The organism is Idiomarina aquatica (assembly GCF_004362895.1).
Classification (GTDB): domain Bacteria; phylum Pseudomonadota; class Gammaproteobacteria; order Enterobacterales; family Alteromonadaceae; genus Idiomarina.
Genome location: NZ_SNXI01000014.1, coordinates 1 through 17578 on the forward strand (window position 1 = coordinate 1; position 17578 = coordinate 17578).

Here is a 17578-nt window from a genome sequence, read left to right on the forward strand (position 1 = left end):
CAGCGATAATATCGACCACTTACTGCCCTGGAATATCGAGCTCACACCCTAGCGTCAATTATCTTGGCCGGTTGTGTGGTTCGCGTTACGCTTACTTTCCAACCGCCCTGTTTTCTCAACCGATGCAAATAGACTAAAATTAATCCCAGTGCTACATTGTACTTAACATGTAACACATTAAGGAGTTGACATGAGTGATGCAACCTTCACTTTTAGAGTAGAAGAGGATTTGAAAAGTCAATTTGCTCATGCCGCAAAGTCTCGTGACCGGAGCAGTGCCCAATTGCTTCGCGATTTTATGCGTGAATATGTACAGCAACAGCAGAAAGTGGCTGACCATGATGCTTGGTTTCAACAGCAAGTTCAGGCGGGAATAGAGTCTGCCGATGCACAAAACCTTGTCTCAGCGGCAGAAGTTGAAGCGAAATTTGCCGCTCGTCGAATTGCTACAAAACGCAAGCTTGATCAGTCTGAATGATAGACGTTACCTGGACCTTAAAAGCGATACAGGATCGCGAGACTATCTATGACTACATTGAAAAAATTAACCCGACAGCCGCTCTAGAGTTGGACGAGCTATTCTCGTTAACAATATCGCATTTGGAACGTCATCCTGAGTTGGGTCGCAAAGGTAGAGTATCATCGACCCGTGAATTGGTTGTGCATGAGAACTACATCGCGGTTTATCGTTTTGATGGCTCACAGCTTCAAATTTTACGTATTCTCCATGCAGCAATGCAGTGGCCGTCTTAACCGGAACAAAAATGAATTCCTCTCGCGCCAGGGCGCGAGCTACGGGTAAGATACGGGTAATAAAAAAGCCGCTCAGTGAGCGGCTTTTTATGGAATTGGTGGAGCTGGCGGGAGTTGAACCCGCGTCCGCAATACCTACATCCTCGGTCCTACATGCTTATTCAGTCTTTTTATTAACCAGCATGACGCCGACTGACAGGCTTCAACTACTGGCGAGTCCGATTGAGTTTAACGCTTCAGCTCCGGACAAAGCATCCACGCGAGTCTACCTTAGGTCGAGCCGTCCTGATCCAGTCTCGTAGACAAAGCGCTGGGGGACGGGCTTAGCGGGTTATTAAGCCGCTAGAGCGTAGTTGTCGTCGTTTGCAACTATAAAGTTGAGGCTTTTTACGAGGCCAGCCTCACCTCGGCATGCACCTTGGGTTTCGTGTATCCCGTCGAATCCTGATCAGCCCCAAAGTTTTCTGTCAGTTCTTATTGACGTGATGTTGTTACTATACCTGAGACACCGTTTAAGCGCTATAAGTTCCGCACTTAAACGGTTATTTATTACCCGATAGCCACTTATGCGGCCATATACAGCACTTTTTCGACCAATTTACTGATACCAGCTTCGGCATCCGGTAAATTTTCGGCCAGCATATAAGCTGGTGTGGTGACCAAGCGGTGATTATCATCGACCACGATATCGCGTACATCACAGTCCACGTGTTCGCCACCCATTTTATTAATGGCGGCGGCAACATCAGCGTCGTTACCCACGGTCACACGCACTCCGTTACCGTAAATATACGGCAGCATTACCGGTGCGATGCATAAGTAACCTGCCGGTTTACGCGCATCCTTAAAGGCTTTACCCACGTGTTCAACCTGTTCGTTGATCATCATTTGGTCGCCTTTAAAAGCGAAGTCACAAAAGTTTTTCGCAACACCAAACCCGCCGGGTACGATGAGCGCATCGAATTCACTCACGTTAAGTTCGCTTAACGGCTTAACGTCACCACGAGCGATGCGGGCCGCTTCTTGTAACACATTGCGCTTTTCGCTGCTTTCCTCACCGCTTAAGTGATTAATCACCTGAGTCTGTTGCGTATCCGGTGCAAAACACTGATACGAAGCGCCCTGCTTGCTAATATGCAGGAGTGTTAACACCACCTCATTCACTTCGGCCCCATCAAATACGCCTGAACCTGCTAATAACACTGCTACGTTTTTCATCACAATACCCTTTTGATTCGATCCCTTTTATGTGCTTAGTCCGCTTCGATGTGCTTGTCGTGCTCATCGCGCCACTGCCATTCGTTTTCCAGGGTGGCGGTTGGCTGCAGCATCGCAAACTCCAAATCCTCAATGGTTTCGCCGTCTTTCAAGCGCTTAGGCATATCAGGATTAGCCAACGCTTTCTTGCCCAACGCCAGCAACGCATTGGGATAATGCGCGGCAATATGCTCGTAGTTACTTTCGTCGATACCGCCATTAACAATTAACGGGATATCACTAAATTCCTGCACGATTTCCGCTAAGGTCTTGTTGCTGCCGCCTTTAAACGGCTTACGGCTAACATCAGTGTCTGTGGTATGAATATAGTCGATGCCGGCTTCTTTCAAGGCCTTGACGATTTTGATCATGGCGTCCTCGCCTTCTGGCCATTGATAATCGGGGTCAGTCACAGTGATTTGCCCTAACCGAATGCCAACGATAAAGTTTTCACCTTTGGCCGCGTCTTTACAAGCCTTGGCCACCATCGCCACAAATTTTAACCGGTGGCCAATGTCGCCACCCCACTGATCACCGCGTTGATTAAAGTGTTCGCTTAAAAATTCATTCAACAGATAACCATTTGCCGCATGCAGCTCGACACCATCAAAGCCAGCTTCTTCAGCCCGGTTAACAGAGCCGACAAAGCCCTGCATCACCGCATCAAAATCGCTTTCATCCATGGCTTTGGGGGGTTTCCAACCGTCGCTTTCACCGTATAACGCCAGCGGCTCGCCTTTGGGTTTTACTTCGCTCGGCGCGATCGGCGTATCGGTGTATTCGTTGTGCTGAAACTGTGCGCCGGCATGCATTAATTGCATAATGAATTTGGCGCCATGCTTGTGCACGCGCTCAACGACTTGCTTCCAGGCATCGGTTTGCGGTGCATCAGTAATGCCCGGCTGGTTAACATAGCCCTGACTTGCCTGGCGGTCGGTATACACGCCTTCGCTGATAATCAGCGGCCAGCCGCCCTCAGCAAAGCGCGCATAATAGTCACCCATCAACTCGGTAGGTTTACCTTTGCTGTCAGCGCTGGTGCGCGTCATCGGTGCCACAACAAAACGGTTATCTAGTTTATGACCTTTTAACTCGAAATCATCAAATGCAGAGCTCATTCTTCAATCCTTATACCATCGCTATTGTTATATGCCCATAAGCATAGCTGTTGTGATGGGTTACGCTTAAATCAAGCGGTTTTGATCACTTTGCTCACTTAATCGCCTGTAAAACCACCGCTGCTTTTTGCTTTCGCCCGCCGTAGCCAAAAGCCTTGTTAAAGGTAGCGATTGGTATAGGCAGATACTGTCGCTGGGTCGATGACTCCCAGGGCAAGGTATCGTAATCGGGATCGTTGATATACACGAAATCATCGTCTGCCGCACAAATCAGCACCCAATGCGGTGCCCGCACACCATCAAACTGATAGGTTGATATCAGTGCCATGACCAACGCGCCATTGGCGAGGTCTTCTTTTAGCAGTTCGAGCGTGTAATCCCGCACATTAATCGGCACGCCCTGTGCCTGCAAAAAGTTCATGTCCGCGGCCTGAATACGCTGCATAACATCCTTTTTTTGCACTTGCCGAACCGACTCAATAAATAGTGGACTATCGGTATTCACCTCGACTCGTGCCGACAACCCACGATTATAAGCCGCCCGGGCCAAACCATGCGGGCCACAGCCTCCATGTCCGGAGGTCATGTAAATGGTGGTCGCTTCACGCCAGATTTCTAATTCTTCCGCGGCGGGGTCAGTACTTGGCCGATCAAAATAATCCATAGCCATCAGCAAGCTAGCCGGGCCACAGGTAAATTCAGTAGTTTGCGTTAACATGGGAACATATTCATCGGTCGCGCCGACACCGCTGTCATCGCCCAATTCGTAACGCGGCAATAGTTTTTGCATGACCAGTGCGTCGGTCGACTGACCGCTACTGGGCGGATAATAGGCTTCACGCAATTCTATCAAACGAAATCCCTCGCCACGGAATAGCTGCTCAGCGCGCTGGTTAGATGTGGCCATTTCTGTGCGTAAAAACAAGCAATGGCGTTCATCGGCCAAGTGCTCCGCCCACTGCAAAAGTTTACGACCATAACCCATGCCTTGTCTTGAAGGTGCCAACACCAGCGCATACAAGCGGGCAAGATTGGTGCTGTTGCGATACAACAACACAGTGTAACCCTGCACACTTTCGTCAGCATCAACAGCAACGTAAAAGTCAGCGCTGGGCGCATCAATAAAGCGTCGAAAGCTACGCCGGCTAATCGCATCATCAGGAAACGTACCCTGTTCCAGTGCAACGACCGCGTCGAGGTGCGAAACTTGGGCGGGAATAAAGTTAATCAAGGCACAATCCCTAAAATGAAACAGGTTTTACAGTACCTTTTTTACCACATTTCGTGCTAAACTTGCGCGCAAATTTTGAGCCTGTTAAGGAATTTTCGTGAGCGATAACAAACCCTCTCTAAGCTACAAAGACGCAGGCGTCGATATTGACGCTGGTAACGCCCTGGTTGACCGTATCAAAGGGGTCACAAAACGGACGGCGCGCCCTGAAGTGATGGGGAGCATTGGTGGTTTTGGCGCGCTTTGCGAACTGCCCGAAGGCTACAAAAAACCGGTATTGGTATCCGGCACAGATGGCGTTGGCACTAAGCTCCGCCTGGCGATTGACTTAAAACAGCATCGCGGTGTGGGTATCGACCTGGTCGCTATGTGCGTTAACGATTTAATCGTACAAGGTGCAGAACCGCTATTTTTCCTTGATTATTACGCTACCGGCAAACTTGATGTCGATGTAGCCGCTGACGTTGTCACCGGTATTGGCGATGGCTGCGAACAATCAGGCTGCGCACTTATCGGTGGTGAGACGGCGGAGATGCCGGGCATGTACGAGCACGGCGATTATGATTTAGCCGGCTTCTGTGTTGGTGTGGTCGAAAAAGAAGACATTATCGATGGCTCAAAAGTTGCCGAAGGCGACGCGCTGATCGCGCTGGCCTCCAGCGGCCCGCACTCTAACGGCTATTCTCTGATCCGTAAAATTATTGAAGTCAGCGGTGCTGATTTAGAATCAGACCTGCACGGCCGTACACTGGCTCAGCACTTGCTTGAGCCAACGCGTATCTACGTTAAATCGGTGCTTGAATTAATAAAGCAGGTGCCGGTGCACGCGCTGTCACACATAACCGGCGGCGGTTTCTGGGAGAATATCCCACGCGTTTTGCCCAAAGGCGCCAAAGCAGTGATCGACGGCAACAGCTGGGATTGGCCGGTGATTTTTGACTGGTTAAAAGAGAACGGTAACGTCAGCATGAAAGAGATGTACCGCACCTTTAACTGTGGCGTAGGCATGGTCATTGCGGTTCCGCAGGAGCATGCTGAGCGCGCCGTTGAAGTACTTACCGCAGCCGGCGAAACTGCCTGGAACATTGGTCATATTGCCAACGCCGATGATGCCGACGAGCAGGTTGAAATTCTGGCTGACGAGACTCGCTAAGGCGCTTTGATGAAACGTATTGTAGTTCTGATTTCGGGAACCGGCTCTAATATGCTGGCTATTCAGCAGGCCTGCGAAGAAGGCCGTATTGCCGGGCAGATCGTTGCAGTTATTGCCAATAAGGCATCGGCAAAGGGTCTGGAAAAAGCCGCTGCTAAAGGTATTGATACAGAAGTGCTGTCGCACAAGGCGTTTGCAAGCCGCGAAGCCTATGACGCAGAACTTAATGTCCTGATCGACAGCTATCAACCTGATTTAGTCGTATTGGCCGGCTTTATGCGTATTCTGACCGGAGAATTTACCCGCCATTATGAAGGCCGCATGCTGAATATTCACCCGTCTTTGCTACCTAAGTATAAAGGTGTCAACACGCACCAGCGGGCGCTGGATGCGGGCGATGAAGAGCATGGTGTCAGTGTACACTTTGTTACCGAAGAGCTTGATGGCGGACCGGTTGTATTGCAAGCCAAAGTGCCGGTGTTCGATGGTGACACGGTTGATGATTTGCAGGCGCGTGTGCATGAACAGGAGCACCGAATTTATCCACTAGTGGTTAATTGGTTCTGTCAGCAACGACTTAAACTTGAAGGCGGCCGCGCGACACTCGACGGTCAGCCATTAGGTGAACACGGCTACGCGGCAGATTAATAATGTAGCTTGCGCCTGAGGCGCAAGTTATCTATTCAATTTTTCCAACGTCATGGTGGCTTGTTCGTCACCCTCTTTGAATTGCTGCATTTTTACCAGCAGGTAGTCGAGTTCGGGTGCGAACCAAAAATAGGTTTGGCGCCGGTTGTTTTCGCGTACCCTTTCGACTTTTACCGTATCTAACTGACCGTATGGCGTGCTGATCTGCTCTTCTCCAAGCACCGCAAAGCGGTATTCATCTGCTTGTCCTTTTTCATCGATAATGTCATACACGTAAGGCGCATTATCGGCTGCCACATCTAAACGTAGTTTTTCAATTACGCTGGCTTCGTCATAAAGCGCCCCCTGCCAATCGATGTCGATCAACCGCCCGCTATCGACATTCTTTACTTCCTGTTCATCAGCATCAAAACTGGCATGGAAAGATTTATCTGAGCCGGTGCCCGAACGCATGTATAAAAACTCGATCGGATCAAAACGCTGATGTTCTTCATTATAGGTAAACACCGAGCGGGTCTCGCGAACGTCGGACAAAATAAACCAGGAGATATCGGTTTTACCCCGCAGCTGCCATTCACCATTGGGCGAGGTTTCGAGCATCCTGTAGCCTTCACCGTAGTCACTGCCACCACGAGTTACTTTGTAATGGGCTTCGTACGGAGACAGTTTAACCGGTTCTGCGACAGCGGCGGTTGCAGTAAGCGCTAAAAACATCGTTAACGCTAGTTTCATTGAATACTCCTTATCGATCGCGCTCGCGCAAAATGCGCGAGTTACATGCTTGAGAGCGCTCGCGCAAAATGCGCGAGTTACATACTTGAGGGCTCTCGGGCACGATGCGCGAGTTACATAGCATGCAAAGTACAGTTTCCACTCAATCTGACCATTATTTCAAACGCTTGTTCAATTTTCACTTGAAATTGCAATCCGTCTGATCTACTTTGCATGTATTACTGGTCAGACCTCTAAAAATCGGAGAAAGCTATGAGTGTCGCACTGTGGATCATCGCAACGTTAGTTGTTGCCGGTGTATTAGTATACAAACGAACCAGCCTGATGGCGTTTAGCCTGGGCATGGTCGTCATGTTCGCCATTGGTGGACTGTTTGACATTGTTGGCCCCGTTTTGTGGATCCTGTTGGCGATTGCCTTAGTCCCGCTTAACGTAACATCAATTCGTCAAAACTTCCTGACCAAGCCCATTCTTAAGGCTTACCGCAAAGTTATGCCGGAAATGTCTGACACCGAGCGTGATGCCTTAGAAGCAGGTACCGTTTGGTGGGATGGTGATTTATTCAGCGGTGCGCCCGACTGGAAAAAACTATTAGACGTACCTAAAGCAGAACTCAGCGCAGAAGAAAAAGCGTTTTTAGACGGTCCGTGTGAAGAAGTTTGCAAAATGCTGGACGACTGGGAAGTCACGCACGAACTGACCGATATGCCCGAAGACGTCTGGCAGTATCTGAAGGACAATAAGTTCTTCGCCATGATCATTAAAAAAGAATACGGCGGTCTGGAGTTTTCTGCTTACGCGCAATCGCGTGTGCTGCAGAAGCTAGCCGGCGTAAGCACCGTACTGGCATCAACCGTTGGTGTACCTAACTCATTAGGTCCGGGCGAGTTGCTGCAACACTATGGTACTAAAGAACAGCAAGACCATTACTTGCCGCGCTTGGCCAGTGGCGACGAAATCCCGTGTTTCGCGCTGACTAGCCCGGAAGCAGGTTCTGACGCGGGCGCTATTCCTGATTCAGGCGTGGTCTGTAGAGGCGAATGGAACGGCGAAGAAATCGTCGGCATCAAACTGAATTTTAATAAGCGCTACATTACCCTTGCACCTGTAGCTACTGTTCTGGGTTTAGCATTCAAGATGTACGACCCGGATGGCTTGTTAGGTGAAACCAAGGAATTAGGCATAACTTGTGCGCTAATTCCGCGTGATACCGATGGTGTAGAAATTGGCCGTCGCCACTTCCCGCTAAACGTACCATTCCAGAATGGTCCAATCCGCGGTAACGACGTGTTTGTACCACTGGATTACATCATTGGTGGCGCTAAAAATGCCGGTAAAGGCTGGCGCATGCTGGTTGAATGTTTGTCAGTCGGCCGTTCAATTACGTTGCCGTCTAACAGTGCCGGTGGTATCAAACAAATGGCTCTGGCTACAGGTGCCTATGCCCGCATTCGCCGCCAGTTCAAACTGCCTATCGGTAAAATGGAAGGCGTAGAGGAGCCAATGGCTCGCATCGGCGGTAACGCGTACCTGATGGACGCCGTTACAACGCTTTCTACCAAGGGTATTGATTTGGGCGAGAAACCCGGTGTTATCGGCGCTATTGCCAAATACCACATGACCGAGAAATTGCGTGCTTGCATGGATGATGCGATGGATGTACACGGTGGTAAAGGTATTTGTTTAGGTCCGAATAACTATCTGGGTCGCGGTTATCAGGGGGTACCTGTTGCGATTACCGTTGAGGGTGCCAATATCCTGACGCGTAACATGATGATCTATGGTCAGGGTGCAATTCGTTGCCATCCATTTGTATTAAAAGAGATGGAAGCGTCAGCGAAAGACGGTTCTGCAGCACTTGCCGAGTTTGATGAAGCCGTATTCGGCCACATCGGTTTTGCCGCCAGTAACTTTGTTCGTTCTTTATTTTACGGCTTTGGTGGTTATCGCTTGAGTACCGTACCGGGTGGCAACGCAACTAAGCGTTACTTCCAGCAAATGAACCGCTTTAGTGCCAACCTGGCGTTGTTGTCAGATGTTGCAATGGGCGTGCTAGGCGGCAGCCTTAAGCGTAAAGAGCGTATTTCTGCTCGTTTAGGTGACATGCTGAGCTACCTCTACATCGGCTCTGCAGTGCTGAAGCGCTTTGAAGACCAGGGTCGTTTAAAAGATGACGAACCCCTGATGCATTGGGCCATGCAGGATACGTTATACAAATTGCAAGAAGCCCAATTAGCGATGCTGGACAACTTTGGTGGTATCGGCACTGCGATGCGCGCCATTATGTTCCCGTTAGGTCGCGTTGCTAAGCGTCCAAGCGATAAAAATGATCATAAGATTGCGCGTATGCTGATGGAACCGAGCGAAACCCGTTCACGTCTGGGCGAAGGCCAGTTCTTGAGCGCTGAAGGTCACTTTGGCTTCTTAGAACAGACCTTGCAGGACATGATTGCCTGTGAGCCTCTGCACAGCAAAATCTGTAAAGCAGCCGGCGAGCGCTTTACCTTTACGCAGCTTGATGCATTAGCGGATCGCGGTCTGGAACTGGGCGTTATCAGCGATGACGAAGCGGAGCTATTGCGTCGCACCGAAGTCGGACGCCTGCGTACCATTAACGTTGACGACTTTGATCCGGCTGATTTACTGGCTGGTCAGGCAGCGTTTGATTACGCACTTAAAAATCTAGCTAAGGGCGAAGCTGCATAAGCTATGCGTAAAAATTAGCCAATTTAAAAAGCACCTTTCGAGGTGCTTTTTTTATGCGGTTTTTTTAGCAATAAAAGTTCGGTAGAATCGAGCGCTGATTTTAAATTATTATAACAAGAGTCGTCTTTATGCAGTCTTCGAATAACAGTTACGACGATACCAGCAAACGCGGTTGGTTTACCCGCTTTCTTGATGGTGTTGAATGGTTAGGTAACCTCCTGCCCCACCCGATTACGCTTTTTGCCATGTTCTGTGTGTTCATCATTATCGCCAGTGGCATCGCGGCCTACTTTGGCGTTAGTGCAATTGACCCGCGCGATGGCGAAACCGTGATCGAAGCGGTCAGCCTGATGACCGCCGAGGGTGTGCAAAAGATGGTGACAAATTTAGTCACTAACTTTACCGGCTTCACGCCACTAGGCACGGTGTTGGTGGCATTACTGGGTGTGGGTGTCGCCGAGCGCTCCGGGCTTATTTCAGCTGCCATGCGTGGCCTGGTAATGAAGGCACCGCCACAATTGATTACGGTTACCGTAGTGTTTGCCGGTGTTATCTCCAATACCGCCTCAGAGCTTGGCTACGTCGTTTTAGTGCCGTTAGCTGCGATGATATTTTACGGCCTTGGACGTCACCCATTGGCCGGACTTGCGGCAGCCTTCGCCGGGGTCTCTGCCGGTTACAGCGCTAACTTGTTAATTGGTACTGTCGATCCGCTGCTTTCCGGTATCACCGCCGAGGCCGCACGTATCATCGACCCCGAATACAGCGTCGGCGCTGAAGCAAACTGGTACTTTATGATGGTGAGTACCTTTTTAATTGCCATTTTGGGCGCGCTGATTACCGATAAAATCGTTGAGCCCAAACTGGGCAAGTACAACGATGAAGAAGCCTCAATAGATTTATCCGATCAATCATCGATGGATCCGCTCTCTAAACAAGAGAAAAAGGGCCTGATATACGCCGGTATTAGCGTACTGATCATCAGCGCCATTTTGGCTTTAACTGTTGTGCCTGAATGGGGCATTCTGCGCCACCCGGAAACCGGTGAGGTTAAAGGTTCGCCCTTCTTAAAAGGCGTGGTCGTTTATATTTTCTTCTTCTTTGCGATTCCTGGTTTTGTCTACGGCCGGGTAGTTGAAACCATGAAAAATGACCGCGATGTCATTGATGCCATGTCGCACAGCATGAGTACCATGGGCATGTATATCGTGCTGGTATTCTTCGCCGCGCAGTTTGTTAACTTCTTTAAGTGGACTAACTTTGGCACCATCTTTGCCATTAACGGCGCCGAATTTCTTACCAATATGGGATTAACCGGACCGTTGTTGTTTGTTTTCTTCATTATGATTTGCGGTTTCGTTAACCTCATGCTGGGCTCGGCTTCGGCACAATGGGCTATTACCGCGCCTATCTTCGTACCTATGCTGATGTTGGTCGGTTACGCACCGGAAGTTATCCAGGCGGCTTATCGTATCGGTGATTCAGTAACCAATGTTATTACGCCAATGATGAGTTATTTTGGCCTGATATTAGCCGTTGCCGCCCGTTATAAGAAAGATCTGGGGATTGGAACGCTGATCGCGATGATGCTGCCCTACTCGATTATTTTCTTTATCGGTTGGACTATTCTGTTTTTTATTTGGGTATTTGCCCTGGGTATGCCGGTTGGCCCCGAAGCGCCAACCTACTATACGCCGTAATTCATCGATTATGCGCCGGCTTCGGCCGGCGCCTCAGGTCTACGCATAATCGTGTAACAAGCGACGGCAATTAACCCCGCGCCACTGATCACCCAGGCCATGGCATAATCGCTGTAGCTGCTTACGTAATTAACGCCCATCGATACCAGCCCCGCAATCAGAAACTGCAAACTACCGGTTACCGCAGATGCCGAACCCGCCCGCTCCTGGTGATTCGCCAACGCACCTGCCATGGCGTTAGGGAATACCAATCCGAGCGTCGAAATATAGGCAAACAAAGGAATTAACACGCCCCACAGTGGCGCCTCAACAACGGCAGCGATACCCATCGCAACGGCGACTACAGCTAATATCGGCAGCGATACGTTTAAAATTTTGCGGGAGGCATGACGCTTTAACAACCAACCATTAAGCTGAGAAAAACCAATGATGCCGATGGCATTGGCGCCAAATAACCAACTGTACAGCGTAGGGCTTAAATCAAATACTTGAATAAACAGCATCGGTGAACCGGTAATGTAGGCAAATAACCCCGATTGGGCAATACCACCAGTTAGCGAGTAGCGTAAAAACTCGCGATCTTTAAGTACCTGCCAATAGGTTTGGCCACTATGGCGCATGCGTACGTCATAACGTCGCCCGCGAGTTTCCGGTAAGGTCAGGTGAATAGTGAACGCACAGGCCACACCCAGTGCAGCAACTATCCAAAACAATGCCCGCCAGCCCATAAACTCAGTAATATAGGCGCCGAATAAGGGCGCTAGTATAGGCGCGACACCCATGACTAAAATAAGAAACGAGAACACCCGCGCTGATGCTTGCGGTGTATACAGATCTCGCACCACTGCCCGGGCAATGACGATACCCGCACAGGCACCGATAGCCTGGAAAAAGCGCATCGCGATCAACCATTCAATATTGGGCGCCCAGGCACACGCGATTGAGGTGACAACATAAATTGCCAGCCCCACGTATAGCGGCTTCTTACGGCCAAACTTATCGGTAGCGGTACCGTACAGCAGTTGCCCGATGAACAGCCCAAAAAAGAACGCCGTTAGTGATAATTCAACGCCATGCGTATCGGTCGCGTAGTCTTCGGCTATGGCGGTGAATGCCGGCAGGTACATGTCAATTGATAAGGGGGCGAACGCCGTTAACAGCGCCAGCACCACGACAATAAAGTCAAACCGGGCGTTATCTGAGGGAGTGACGGGCTCGTAAGAACGAGCCATTAGTTTTTACCCTTATTATTGACCGGCACATAAGATTGCGTGGCAAAGTCTTCAGGCCGTTCCAGCACCTTTAGTTCGCGTGCATAATTGGCCATTGCTTTAGCGTAATCGATACCGGTATTGGTTGCCCGGCCGCGTTCAGCCAGATTATAAAAGGTTTCGTAACCGTCCTGTCCGCCAGCGATAAAACTATTAGTGACAACAACATAGTTTTCGCGTGGACGCACTGGCTGCCAGTCATCTAATTCTTTATTCCAAACCTGCAGGTTCGCTACGCGATCGCCGAAGTTCTTCGTTAAGTCGACACTATAACGGATACCCGCGCCATAAGGATAAGCACGCGTCGAACCGCCATCCGAAACCGAATAAGCAATGCCCTCTTCCATCACCTGCTTGAGCTCAGAACCGGTGATTTCGATTTTTACCAGGGTGTTGGCAAACGGCAACAGACTGAATGCATCACCACGGGTAAAGTCGCCGGCTTCGATATCACCACGAATACTGCCACCATTATTTAACGCAAAGTCAGCTTCCGGTACTGCATGTAAAAAAGCTTCTGCGGTTAAACGGTGAGCGCCCGAACTCAGAATGTCGGCACACCCCGGCCGCCGTGGTAGATCAATTTCCTGGTTACAAATAAGTTCAGGAACGTCCGCCAGTACCTCCGCAGAAAAGGTCTCAACCTTCTGCTGGTAGCGTTCCAATAAACGTTGTAGCTCCGGCGCTGGCTCTACCATGCTGAACACACCACTCTCGCGCAACGCATTTTTAACTGGGTTGAGGGTGGTTACCGCACCTTCGACCGGGCTGATATCAGCCCCCAACAAAAAGTGGGGGCGGCCACCGCATTGTGCTATGTCATCGCCGCTAAATTCCACCTGCAGTTCGCCGACAACCTGCGAATATTGATACGCATGCGCTAAACATACCGGCGTGCCATCTGCATTAGTCAACTCAGTAGGGTATGGGCCGGCAGACTGAAGTCCAAAATCGTTAAAGTCGCCAAGCAAGGTATGAGAATCGCCGCCGATGACAATATCGACTGCCGGCAGCTGCCGGATCAAATCGATATCACGCTGGTATTGAATGTGGGATAACAGGATAATCTTCTCGACACCCTGAGCCTGCAGCGCCGAAATTGCCCGGCGGGTTGCCGTTAATTCATCCTCAAACTGAGTCGTTTCGTCCGGCTGAGATGACTTCTTGGTTTTAGTTGCAATGGTTAACCCGACAATACCAATCGATTCCCCACCGCGTTGTAACACCGTATACGGCGAGAATGAGTCAGTCATCGAGGTTGGCGTTAACGGTGACACGCCCAATTCAGGCTTCACATTCGCCGACAGCTTCGCAGTCGGGCATGCAGGTGTTCCCAATTGCTCTAAAAAGGTCTTCAGCCCTTTGTCGCCGTTGTCAAATTCATGATTACCGATAGTAAAGGCATCAAAACAAACCTGATTCATCATCACCGCATCGGGTTCGCTGCCAAACAGAGTAAAGAACAAGCTTCCTGTTATCGCATCCCCCGCATGCAGTGTTAGTACATGCTCGTTTTGCTGACGTAAGGCATCGATTTGTGCCGCCACCCGCGGGAAACCTCCACTTTGCACTTGCCAGTCCTGACCGCCCCAACTCAACGTCCGGGTTTTGGGCGCTAAATTGGAGTGATGGTCATTAACGTGCAACACCGTGAATTGGAAATTTTCCGGAGGCTGTGGCGCTTGTGTTGCGCACCCTGCCAATAATGCAAATGCTGCAGCAACCGCTGCCAGGCGACCTAAAGCCATGCTTAACGTCCTATGCGTTGTATTCTTAATTATCTTTAACTAAGCCGATTTCGCGTAAACGTTCCATCAGGTAATCATCTGCGGTTATCGGCTCGTCACGTTGTGGATTATCTTCGGTAATACAGGTAGATAACGGTGTAATCATGACATCCGGATTAAAATGCAGGAAAAACGGAATCGAATACCGCGACTTAGCGTTGTATGGTGCCGGCGGATTAACGACACGGTGTGTGGTCGAACGCAATACGTGATTGGTCATGCGTTGCAACATATCACCGACATTACAGATAATAGCACCCTCAATAATAGTGACCGGCACCCAGGTACCGTCTTTGGCCAATACTTCCAGCCCCGGCTCGCGTGAGCCCACCAATAACGTTAACACGTTAATGTCTTCGTGTGCGCCGGCGCGTACCGATGGTGTGCCTTCGTCAATAATCGGCGGATAATGCAGTGGCCGTAAAATCGAGTTGCCGTTGTTCACTTTATCGCGGAAGAAATCGCGTGGCTGCCCCAAAAACACCGCAATGGCATCCAGTACCTTATTACCCAGCTTATCCAGCTCGCGATAAACCGCCATCATGTCACGTTTAAATTCCGGTAACTCTTGCGGCCACACATTGGGCAACAGTTGTGGGTATTTAGGTTCGCCCTCGACTTCGCGGCCAACGTGCCAGAACTCTTTTAAGTCGACATGCTTGGCGTCTTTAGCTATCTCAGTGCCAAATGGCGTGTACCCCCGGGCGCCGCCCTGACCGGGACGATGATATTGCTTTTTAACGTCCTCAGGCAAAGCAAACAAATCGCGACAGGTGTCTAGGGCGCGATCAATCAGATCGGTATCCACACCATGTTGCGTCAAGGCAATAAAACCATATTGCTCGTAACCATTACCGACCGCTTGTGTAAACGCATCGAAGTTTTCATCGTATTGGCGCATATCCACGTGAGGGATTGAATGAGAGGCAGACTGCATGCGGTTTTCCATTGCTTAATTAATCGTAAAAATGTATCAGTATTTTATGCTTTTATCGGCTTTTTCACAAGTCAGGGCAGCAGTTCACGCACTGGTCTAAAGCTCTTGCGGTGAATGGGACATGGCCCGTGTTGTTTGAGTAACTCGATGTGCTTAGCGGTGCCATAGGCTTTGTGCTTGTCAAACTCATACTGCGGGTAACGCTGGTGCCACTCGATCATTTGCCGGTCACGTTCGACTTTTGCCAGAATTGACGCCGCAGCGATACATTGTTCGCTGGCATCACCACCAACAATAGCCTCTGCCGGTACCTTTAATTGCGGTACGCGGTTGCCATCAACTAACACTTTACTCGGCTGCACCGGTAAGGCTTCGACCGCCCGCGTCATCGCATTCATTGATGCCCAAAGAATGTTGATGCGATCAATTTCTTCAACATCTGCCTGTGCGATGGCCCAGTAAAGTGCTTTTTCTTTAATTTCGGCACTTAATCGATTGCGTTTTTTTTCGCTCAGTTTCTTCGAGTCATTCAGCCCTTCGATGGGATTTTGCGGGTCTAAAATTACTGCCGCCGCAACCACCGGACCGGCAATCGGTCCCCGACCCGCTTCATCGGTGCCACAAATCATGCATTCTCTCTTGGTTAGTCAGTTAAATAATGGTTATGATACCTGTTGAATCGAACATTATATAATAACAACCAGAGGTTCTCATGGCAGATTCACCGCAACCGGATCGCGAGGCAATGCAGCAGCCCCGCGGTTTACTAAACCGACTTCTCGACGGTGTCGAGCGGGTCGGTAACAAACTCCCTGACCCAGCCGTCATGTTCTTCGGCTTACTGTTAATCGTTTGGGTCATGTCGTGGATATTTTCCAGTGTCTCGTTTGACGAAAAACACCCGTTGACTGGCGAAGCAATTAACGTTGTTAACCTGTTAAGTGGCACCGAAATGGCCGACTTTTTGGCTAATATGGTCGATACCTTTATGGGTTTTGCGCCGTTAGGGGTAGTGTTAGTTGCCATGTTAGGTGTCGGTGTCGCCGAGCGTTCCGGGTATATCAACGTTGCCATCAAATTGATGCTAAACGTGACCCCTAAAATGTTGCTAACACCGGTATTGATTTTGGTTGCGATTGTCAGCCATACCGCGGTGGACGCCGGTTATGTGCTGGTTATTCCGCTAGGTGGGGTTATCTTCTACGCTGCCGGGCGTCATCCTTTGGCCGGTATTGCTGCGGCGTTTGCCGGAGTTTCCGGTGGTTTCAGTGCCAACTTTGTACCGTCAGCCATCGACCCGTTATTGCAGGGCTTTACCCAAACGGCAGCGCAGTTAATTGATGCGGACATGCAGTTAAACCCGTTAAATAACTACTTCTTTACCGCCGCCTCATCTATTTTAGTGATTGCGGTAGGTTGGTTCCTTACCGATAGAGTGGTTGAACCGCGCTTACGCGGAACCGAACTGGATGGTGATCAGGAAGAAATGCCGGCACTTGACGATGTCACTCCGCGCGACCGCAAAGCCTTTTACGCCGCATCAGCAACTATGGTTGTCGGCTTAGTGCTGTTGTACTTTACTGCGACCATGGAAAACTCACCATTAGCCGACCCTGTAACGGGGGAGCTGGCCTCGTTTGCGGCACCGTTAATGGGCATGATCGTGCCGCTCATTTTCCTGCTGTTTATTATTCCTGGCATTGTTCACGGCTACGTCTCTGGTAACTTCACCAATTCACAGGATGTTATCGGCTCAATGACCAAATCGATGGAAGGCATGGCCTACTACATGGTCATGGCGTTCTTCTGTGCCATGTTCATCAAGGCTTTCGGCGACTCACAGCTGGGTACTTTGATATCAGTAAAAGGAGCGAACTTCCTCGCCAGTCTTGAATTGTCCGGTGGTGTCACCATGGTCGGCATGATCATGCTGGTCGCCTTCATTAACTTGTTTGTTGGCTCAGCATCCGCCAAGTGGGCCTTAATTTCACCCATTTTTGTTCCCATGCTGATGCAGCTGGGGTATTCACCCGACCTTACTCAAGCTGCGTATCGCGTCGGTGATTCAAGCAGTAATATCATTACGCCGCTGCTCCCCTACTTCCCGCTGGTTGTTTTATATTGTCAGCGCTACGTTAAAGGCACCGGTATCGGTACCCTGGTGGCGATGATGTTGCCATTTACGGTATCACTATTGGTACTCTGGTCAGCCTTCCTGATTGTTTACTGGACACTGGGTATACCGCTAGGTTTCCAGGCCAGCTACACTTACCCGGCGGGTTAAT

The 17578-nt window shown here is 50.0% G+C and carries 15 protein-coding genes and 1 other RNA gene; 7 read left to right on the forward strand and 9 right to left on the reverse strand.

All coding sequences use genetic code 11. The annotated features are described in order from the left end of the window. Positions 1-190 precede the first annotated feature (190 nt). Both DEU29_RS09955 and DEU29_RS09960 read left to right on the forward strand, forming a co-directional pair. Positions 191-478 carry a CopG family ribbon-helix-helix protein gene (locus DEU29_RS09955; protein ID WP_133540209.1) on the forward strand — a complete coding sequence of 96 codons (288 nt, stop codon included), beginning with the start codon at positions 191-193 and terminating at the stop codon, positions 476-478. Continuing rightward, positions 475-753, forward strand: coding sequence for a type II toxin-antitoxin system RelE/ParE family toxin (locus tag DEU29_RS09960; RefSeq protein ID WP_133540210.1), 279 nt, complete (start codon positions 475-477; stop codon positions 751-753). Before DEU29_RS09955 ends, DEU29_RS09960 begins: the two co-directional genes overlap by 4 nt. A gap of 96 nt (positions 754-849) precedes the next feature. Here DEU29_RS09960 and ssrA read toward each other — a convergent pair. The 4 genes from ssrA to DEU29_RS09980 form a co-directional block, all read right to left on the reverse strand. Then, positions 850-1209, reverse strand: a transfer-messenger RNA (tmRNA) gene (gene ssrA / locus DEU29_RS09965). Positions 1210-1317: 108 nt separating this feature from the next. Then, entirely contained in the window at positions 1318-1971 is a 654-nt protein-coding gene (gene elbB / locus DEU29_RS09970) for an isoprenoid biosynthesis glyoxalase ElbB (RefSeq protein ID WP_133540211.1), read from the reverse strand. A 35-nt stretch (positions 1972-2006) separates the two neighbouring features. Further along, positions 2007-3128: an NADH:flavin oxidoreductase gene (locus DEU29_RS09975; RefSeq protein WP_133540212.1), complete on the reverse strand. Its 1122-nt coding sequence runs from the start codon at positions 3126-3128 to the stop codon at positions 2007-2009. 94 nt (positions 3129-3222) lie between these two features. After that, entirely contained in the window at positions 3223-4359 is a 1137-nt protein-coding gene (locus DEU29_RS09980; protein WP_133540213.1) for a peptidase C39 family protein, read from the reverse strand. Between the two features lie 97 nt (positions 4360-4456). Here DEU29_RS09980 and purM point away from each other — a divergent pair, with 97 nt between their 5' ends. Both purM and purN read left to right on the forward strand, forming a co-directional pair. Continuing rightward, positions 4457-5512, forward strand: coding sequence for a phosphoribosylformylglycinamidine cyclo-ligase (gene purM, locus DEU29_RS09985; RefSeq protein WP_133540214.1), 1056 nt, complete (start codon positions 4457-4459; stop codon positions 5510-5512). A 9-nt stretch (positions 5513-5521) separates the two neighbouring features. Then, complete coding sequence (gene purN / locus DEU29_RS09990) at positions 5522-6160, forward strand: phosphoribosylglycinamide formyltransferase (protein ID WP_133540215.1); 639 nt, start codon at positions 5522-5524, stop codon at positions 6158-6160. Between the two features lie 27 nt (positions 6161-6187). Here the strand turns inward: purN and DEU29_RS09995 are convergent, their stop codons facing one another. Next, positions 6188-6892, reverse strand: coding sequence for a DUF3108 domain-containing protein (locus DEU29_RS09995; RefSeq protein WP_133540216.1), 705 nt, complete (start codon positions 6890-6892; stop codon positions 6188-6190). Between the two features lie 252 nt (positions 6893-7144). Between DEU29_RS09995 and fadE the strand changes: the two genes are divergently transcribed. Both fadE and DEU29_RS10005 read left to right on the forward strand, forming a co-directional pair. Further along, entirely contained in the window at positions 7145-9598 is a 2454-nt protein-coding gene (gene fadE / locus DEU29_RS10000) for an acyl-CoA dehydrogenase FadE (RefSeq protein ID WP_133540217.1), read from the forward strand. A gap of 128 nt (positions 9599-9726) precedes the next feature. Next, complete coding sequence (locus DEU29_RS10005) at positions 9727-11298, forward strand: AbgT family transporter (RefSeq protein WP_133540218.1); 1572 nt, start codon at positions 9727-9729, stop codon at positions 11296-11298. A gap of 8 nt (positions 11299-11306) precedes the next feature. Here DEU29_RS10005 and DEU29_RS10010 read toward each other — a convergent pair whose 3' ends face one another. The 4 genes from DEU29_RS10010 to rnhB form a co-directional block, all read right to left on the reverse strand. Further along, positions 11307-12530, reverse strand: coding sequence for a multidrug effflux MFS transporter (locus DEU29_RS10010; RefSeq protein ID WP_133540219.1), 1224 nt, complete (start codon positions 12528-12530; stop codon positions 11307-11309). After that, positions 12530-14317, reverse strand: a complete 1788-nt coding sequence (locus DEU29_RS10015) for a bifunctional metallophosphatase/5'-nucleotidase (protein WP_133540220.1) — start codon at positions 14315-14317, stop codon at positions 12530-12532. Before DEU29_RS10015 ends, DEU29_RS10010 begins: the two co-directional genes overlap by 1 nt. 25 nt (positions 14318-14342) lie before the next feature. Continuing rightward, positions 14343-15293: an isopenicillin N synthase family dioxygenase gene (locus DEU29_RS10020; RefSeq protein WP_133540221.1), complete on the reverse strand. Its 951-nt coding sequence runs from the start codon at positions 15291-15293 to the stop codon at positions 14343-14345. Positions 15294-15364: 71 nt separating this feature from the next. Then, the gene (gene rnhB / locus DEU29_RS10025) at positions 15365-15922 is read right to left on the reverse strand and encodes a ribonuclease HII (RefSeq protein WP_133540222.1); all 558 of its coding nucleotides are present in this window, start codon (positions 15920-15922) and stop codon (positions 15365-15367) included. Between the two features lie 83 nt (positions 15923-16005). On the opposite strand from rnhB, the gene DEU29_RS10030 reads away from it, so the two are divergent. Further along, on the forward strand, positions 16006-17577 hold the full coding sequence (locus DEU29_RS10030; RefSeq protein WP_133540223.1) for an AbgT family transporter: 1572 nt from the start codon (positions 16006-16008) through the stop codon (positions 17575-17577). The last annotated feature ends 1 nt before the right edge of the window (position 17578 follow it).

Bases quoted from the DNA above. Each gene is read 5' to 3' on its own strand.
- fadE (WP_133540217.1), top strand. From the start codon at position 7,145: ATGAGTGTCGCACTGTGGATCATCGCAACGTTAGTTGTTGCCGGTGTA.
- DEU29_RS09995 (WP_133540216.1), bottom strand. From the start codon at position 6,892: ATGAAACTAGCGTTAACGATGTTTTTAGCGCTTACTGCAACCGCCGCT.
- elbB (WP_133540211.1), bottom strand. From the start codon at position 1,971: ATGAAAAACGTAGCAGTGTTATTAGCAGGTTCAGGCGTATTTGATGGG.
- DEU29_RS10010 (WP_133540219.1), bottom strand. From the start codon at position 12,530: ATGGCTCGTTCTTACGAGCCCGTCACTCCCTCAGATAACGCCCGGTTT.
- DEU29_RS09960 (WP_133540210.1), top strand. From the start codon at position 475: ATGATAGACGTTACCTGGACCTTAAAAGCGATACAGGATCGCGAGACT.
- DEU29_RS10030 (WP_133540223.1), top strand. From the start codon at position 16,006: ATGGCAGATTCACCGCAACCGGATCGCGAGGCAATGCAGCAGCCCCGC.
- DEU29_RS09955 (WP_133540209.1), top strand. From the start codon at position 191: ATGAGTGATGCAACCTTCACTTTTAGAGTAGAAGAGGATTTGAAAAGT.
- DEU29_RS10020 (WP_133540221.1), bottom strand. From the start codon at position 15,293: ATGCAGTCTGCCTCTCATTCAATCCCTCACGTGGATATGCGCCAATAC.
- purN (WP_133540215.1), top strand. From the start codon at position 5,522: ATGAAACGTATTGTAGTTCTGATTTCGGGAACCGGCTCTAATATGCTG.
- DEU29_RS10015 (WP_133540220.1), bottom strand. From the start codon at position 14,317: ATGGCTTTAGGTCGCCTGGCAGCGGTTGCTGCAGCATTTGCATTATTG.
- DEU29_RS10005 (WP_133540218.1), top strand. From the start codon at position 9,727: ATGCAGTCTTCGAATAACAGTTACGACGATACCAGCAAACGCGGTTGG.
- rnhB (WP_133540222.1), bottom strand. From the start codon at position 15,922: ATGATTTGTGGCACCGATGAAGCGGGTCGGGGACCGATTGCCGGTCCG.
- DEU29_RS09975 (WP_133540212.1), bottom strand. From the start codon at position 3,128: ATGAGCTCTGCATTTGATGATTTCGAGTTAAAAGGTCATAAACTAGAT.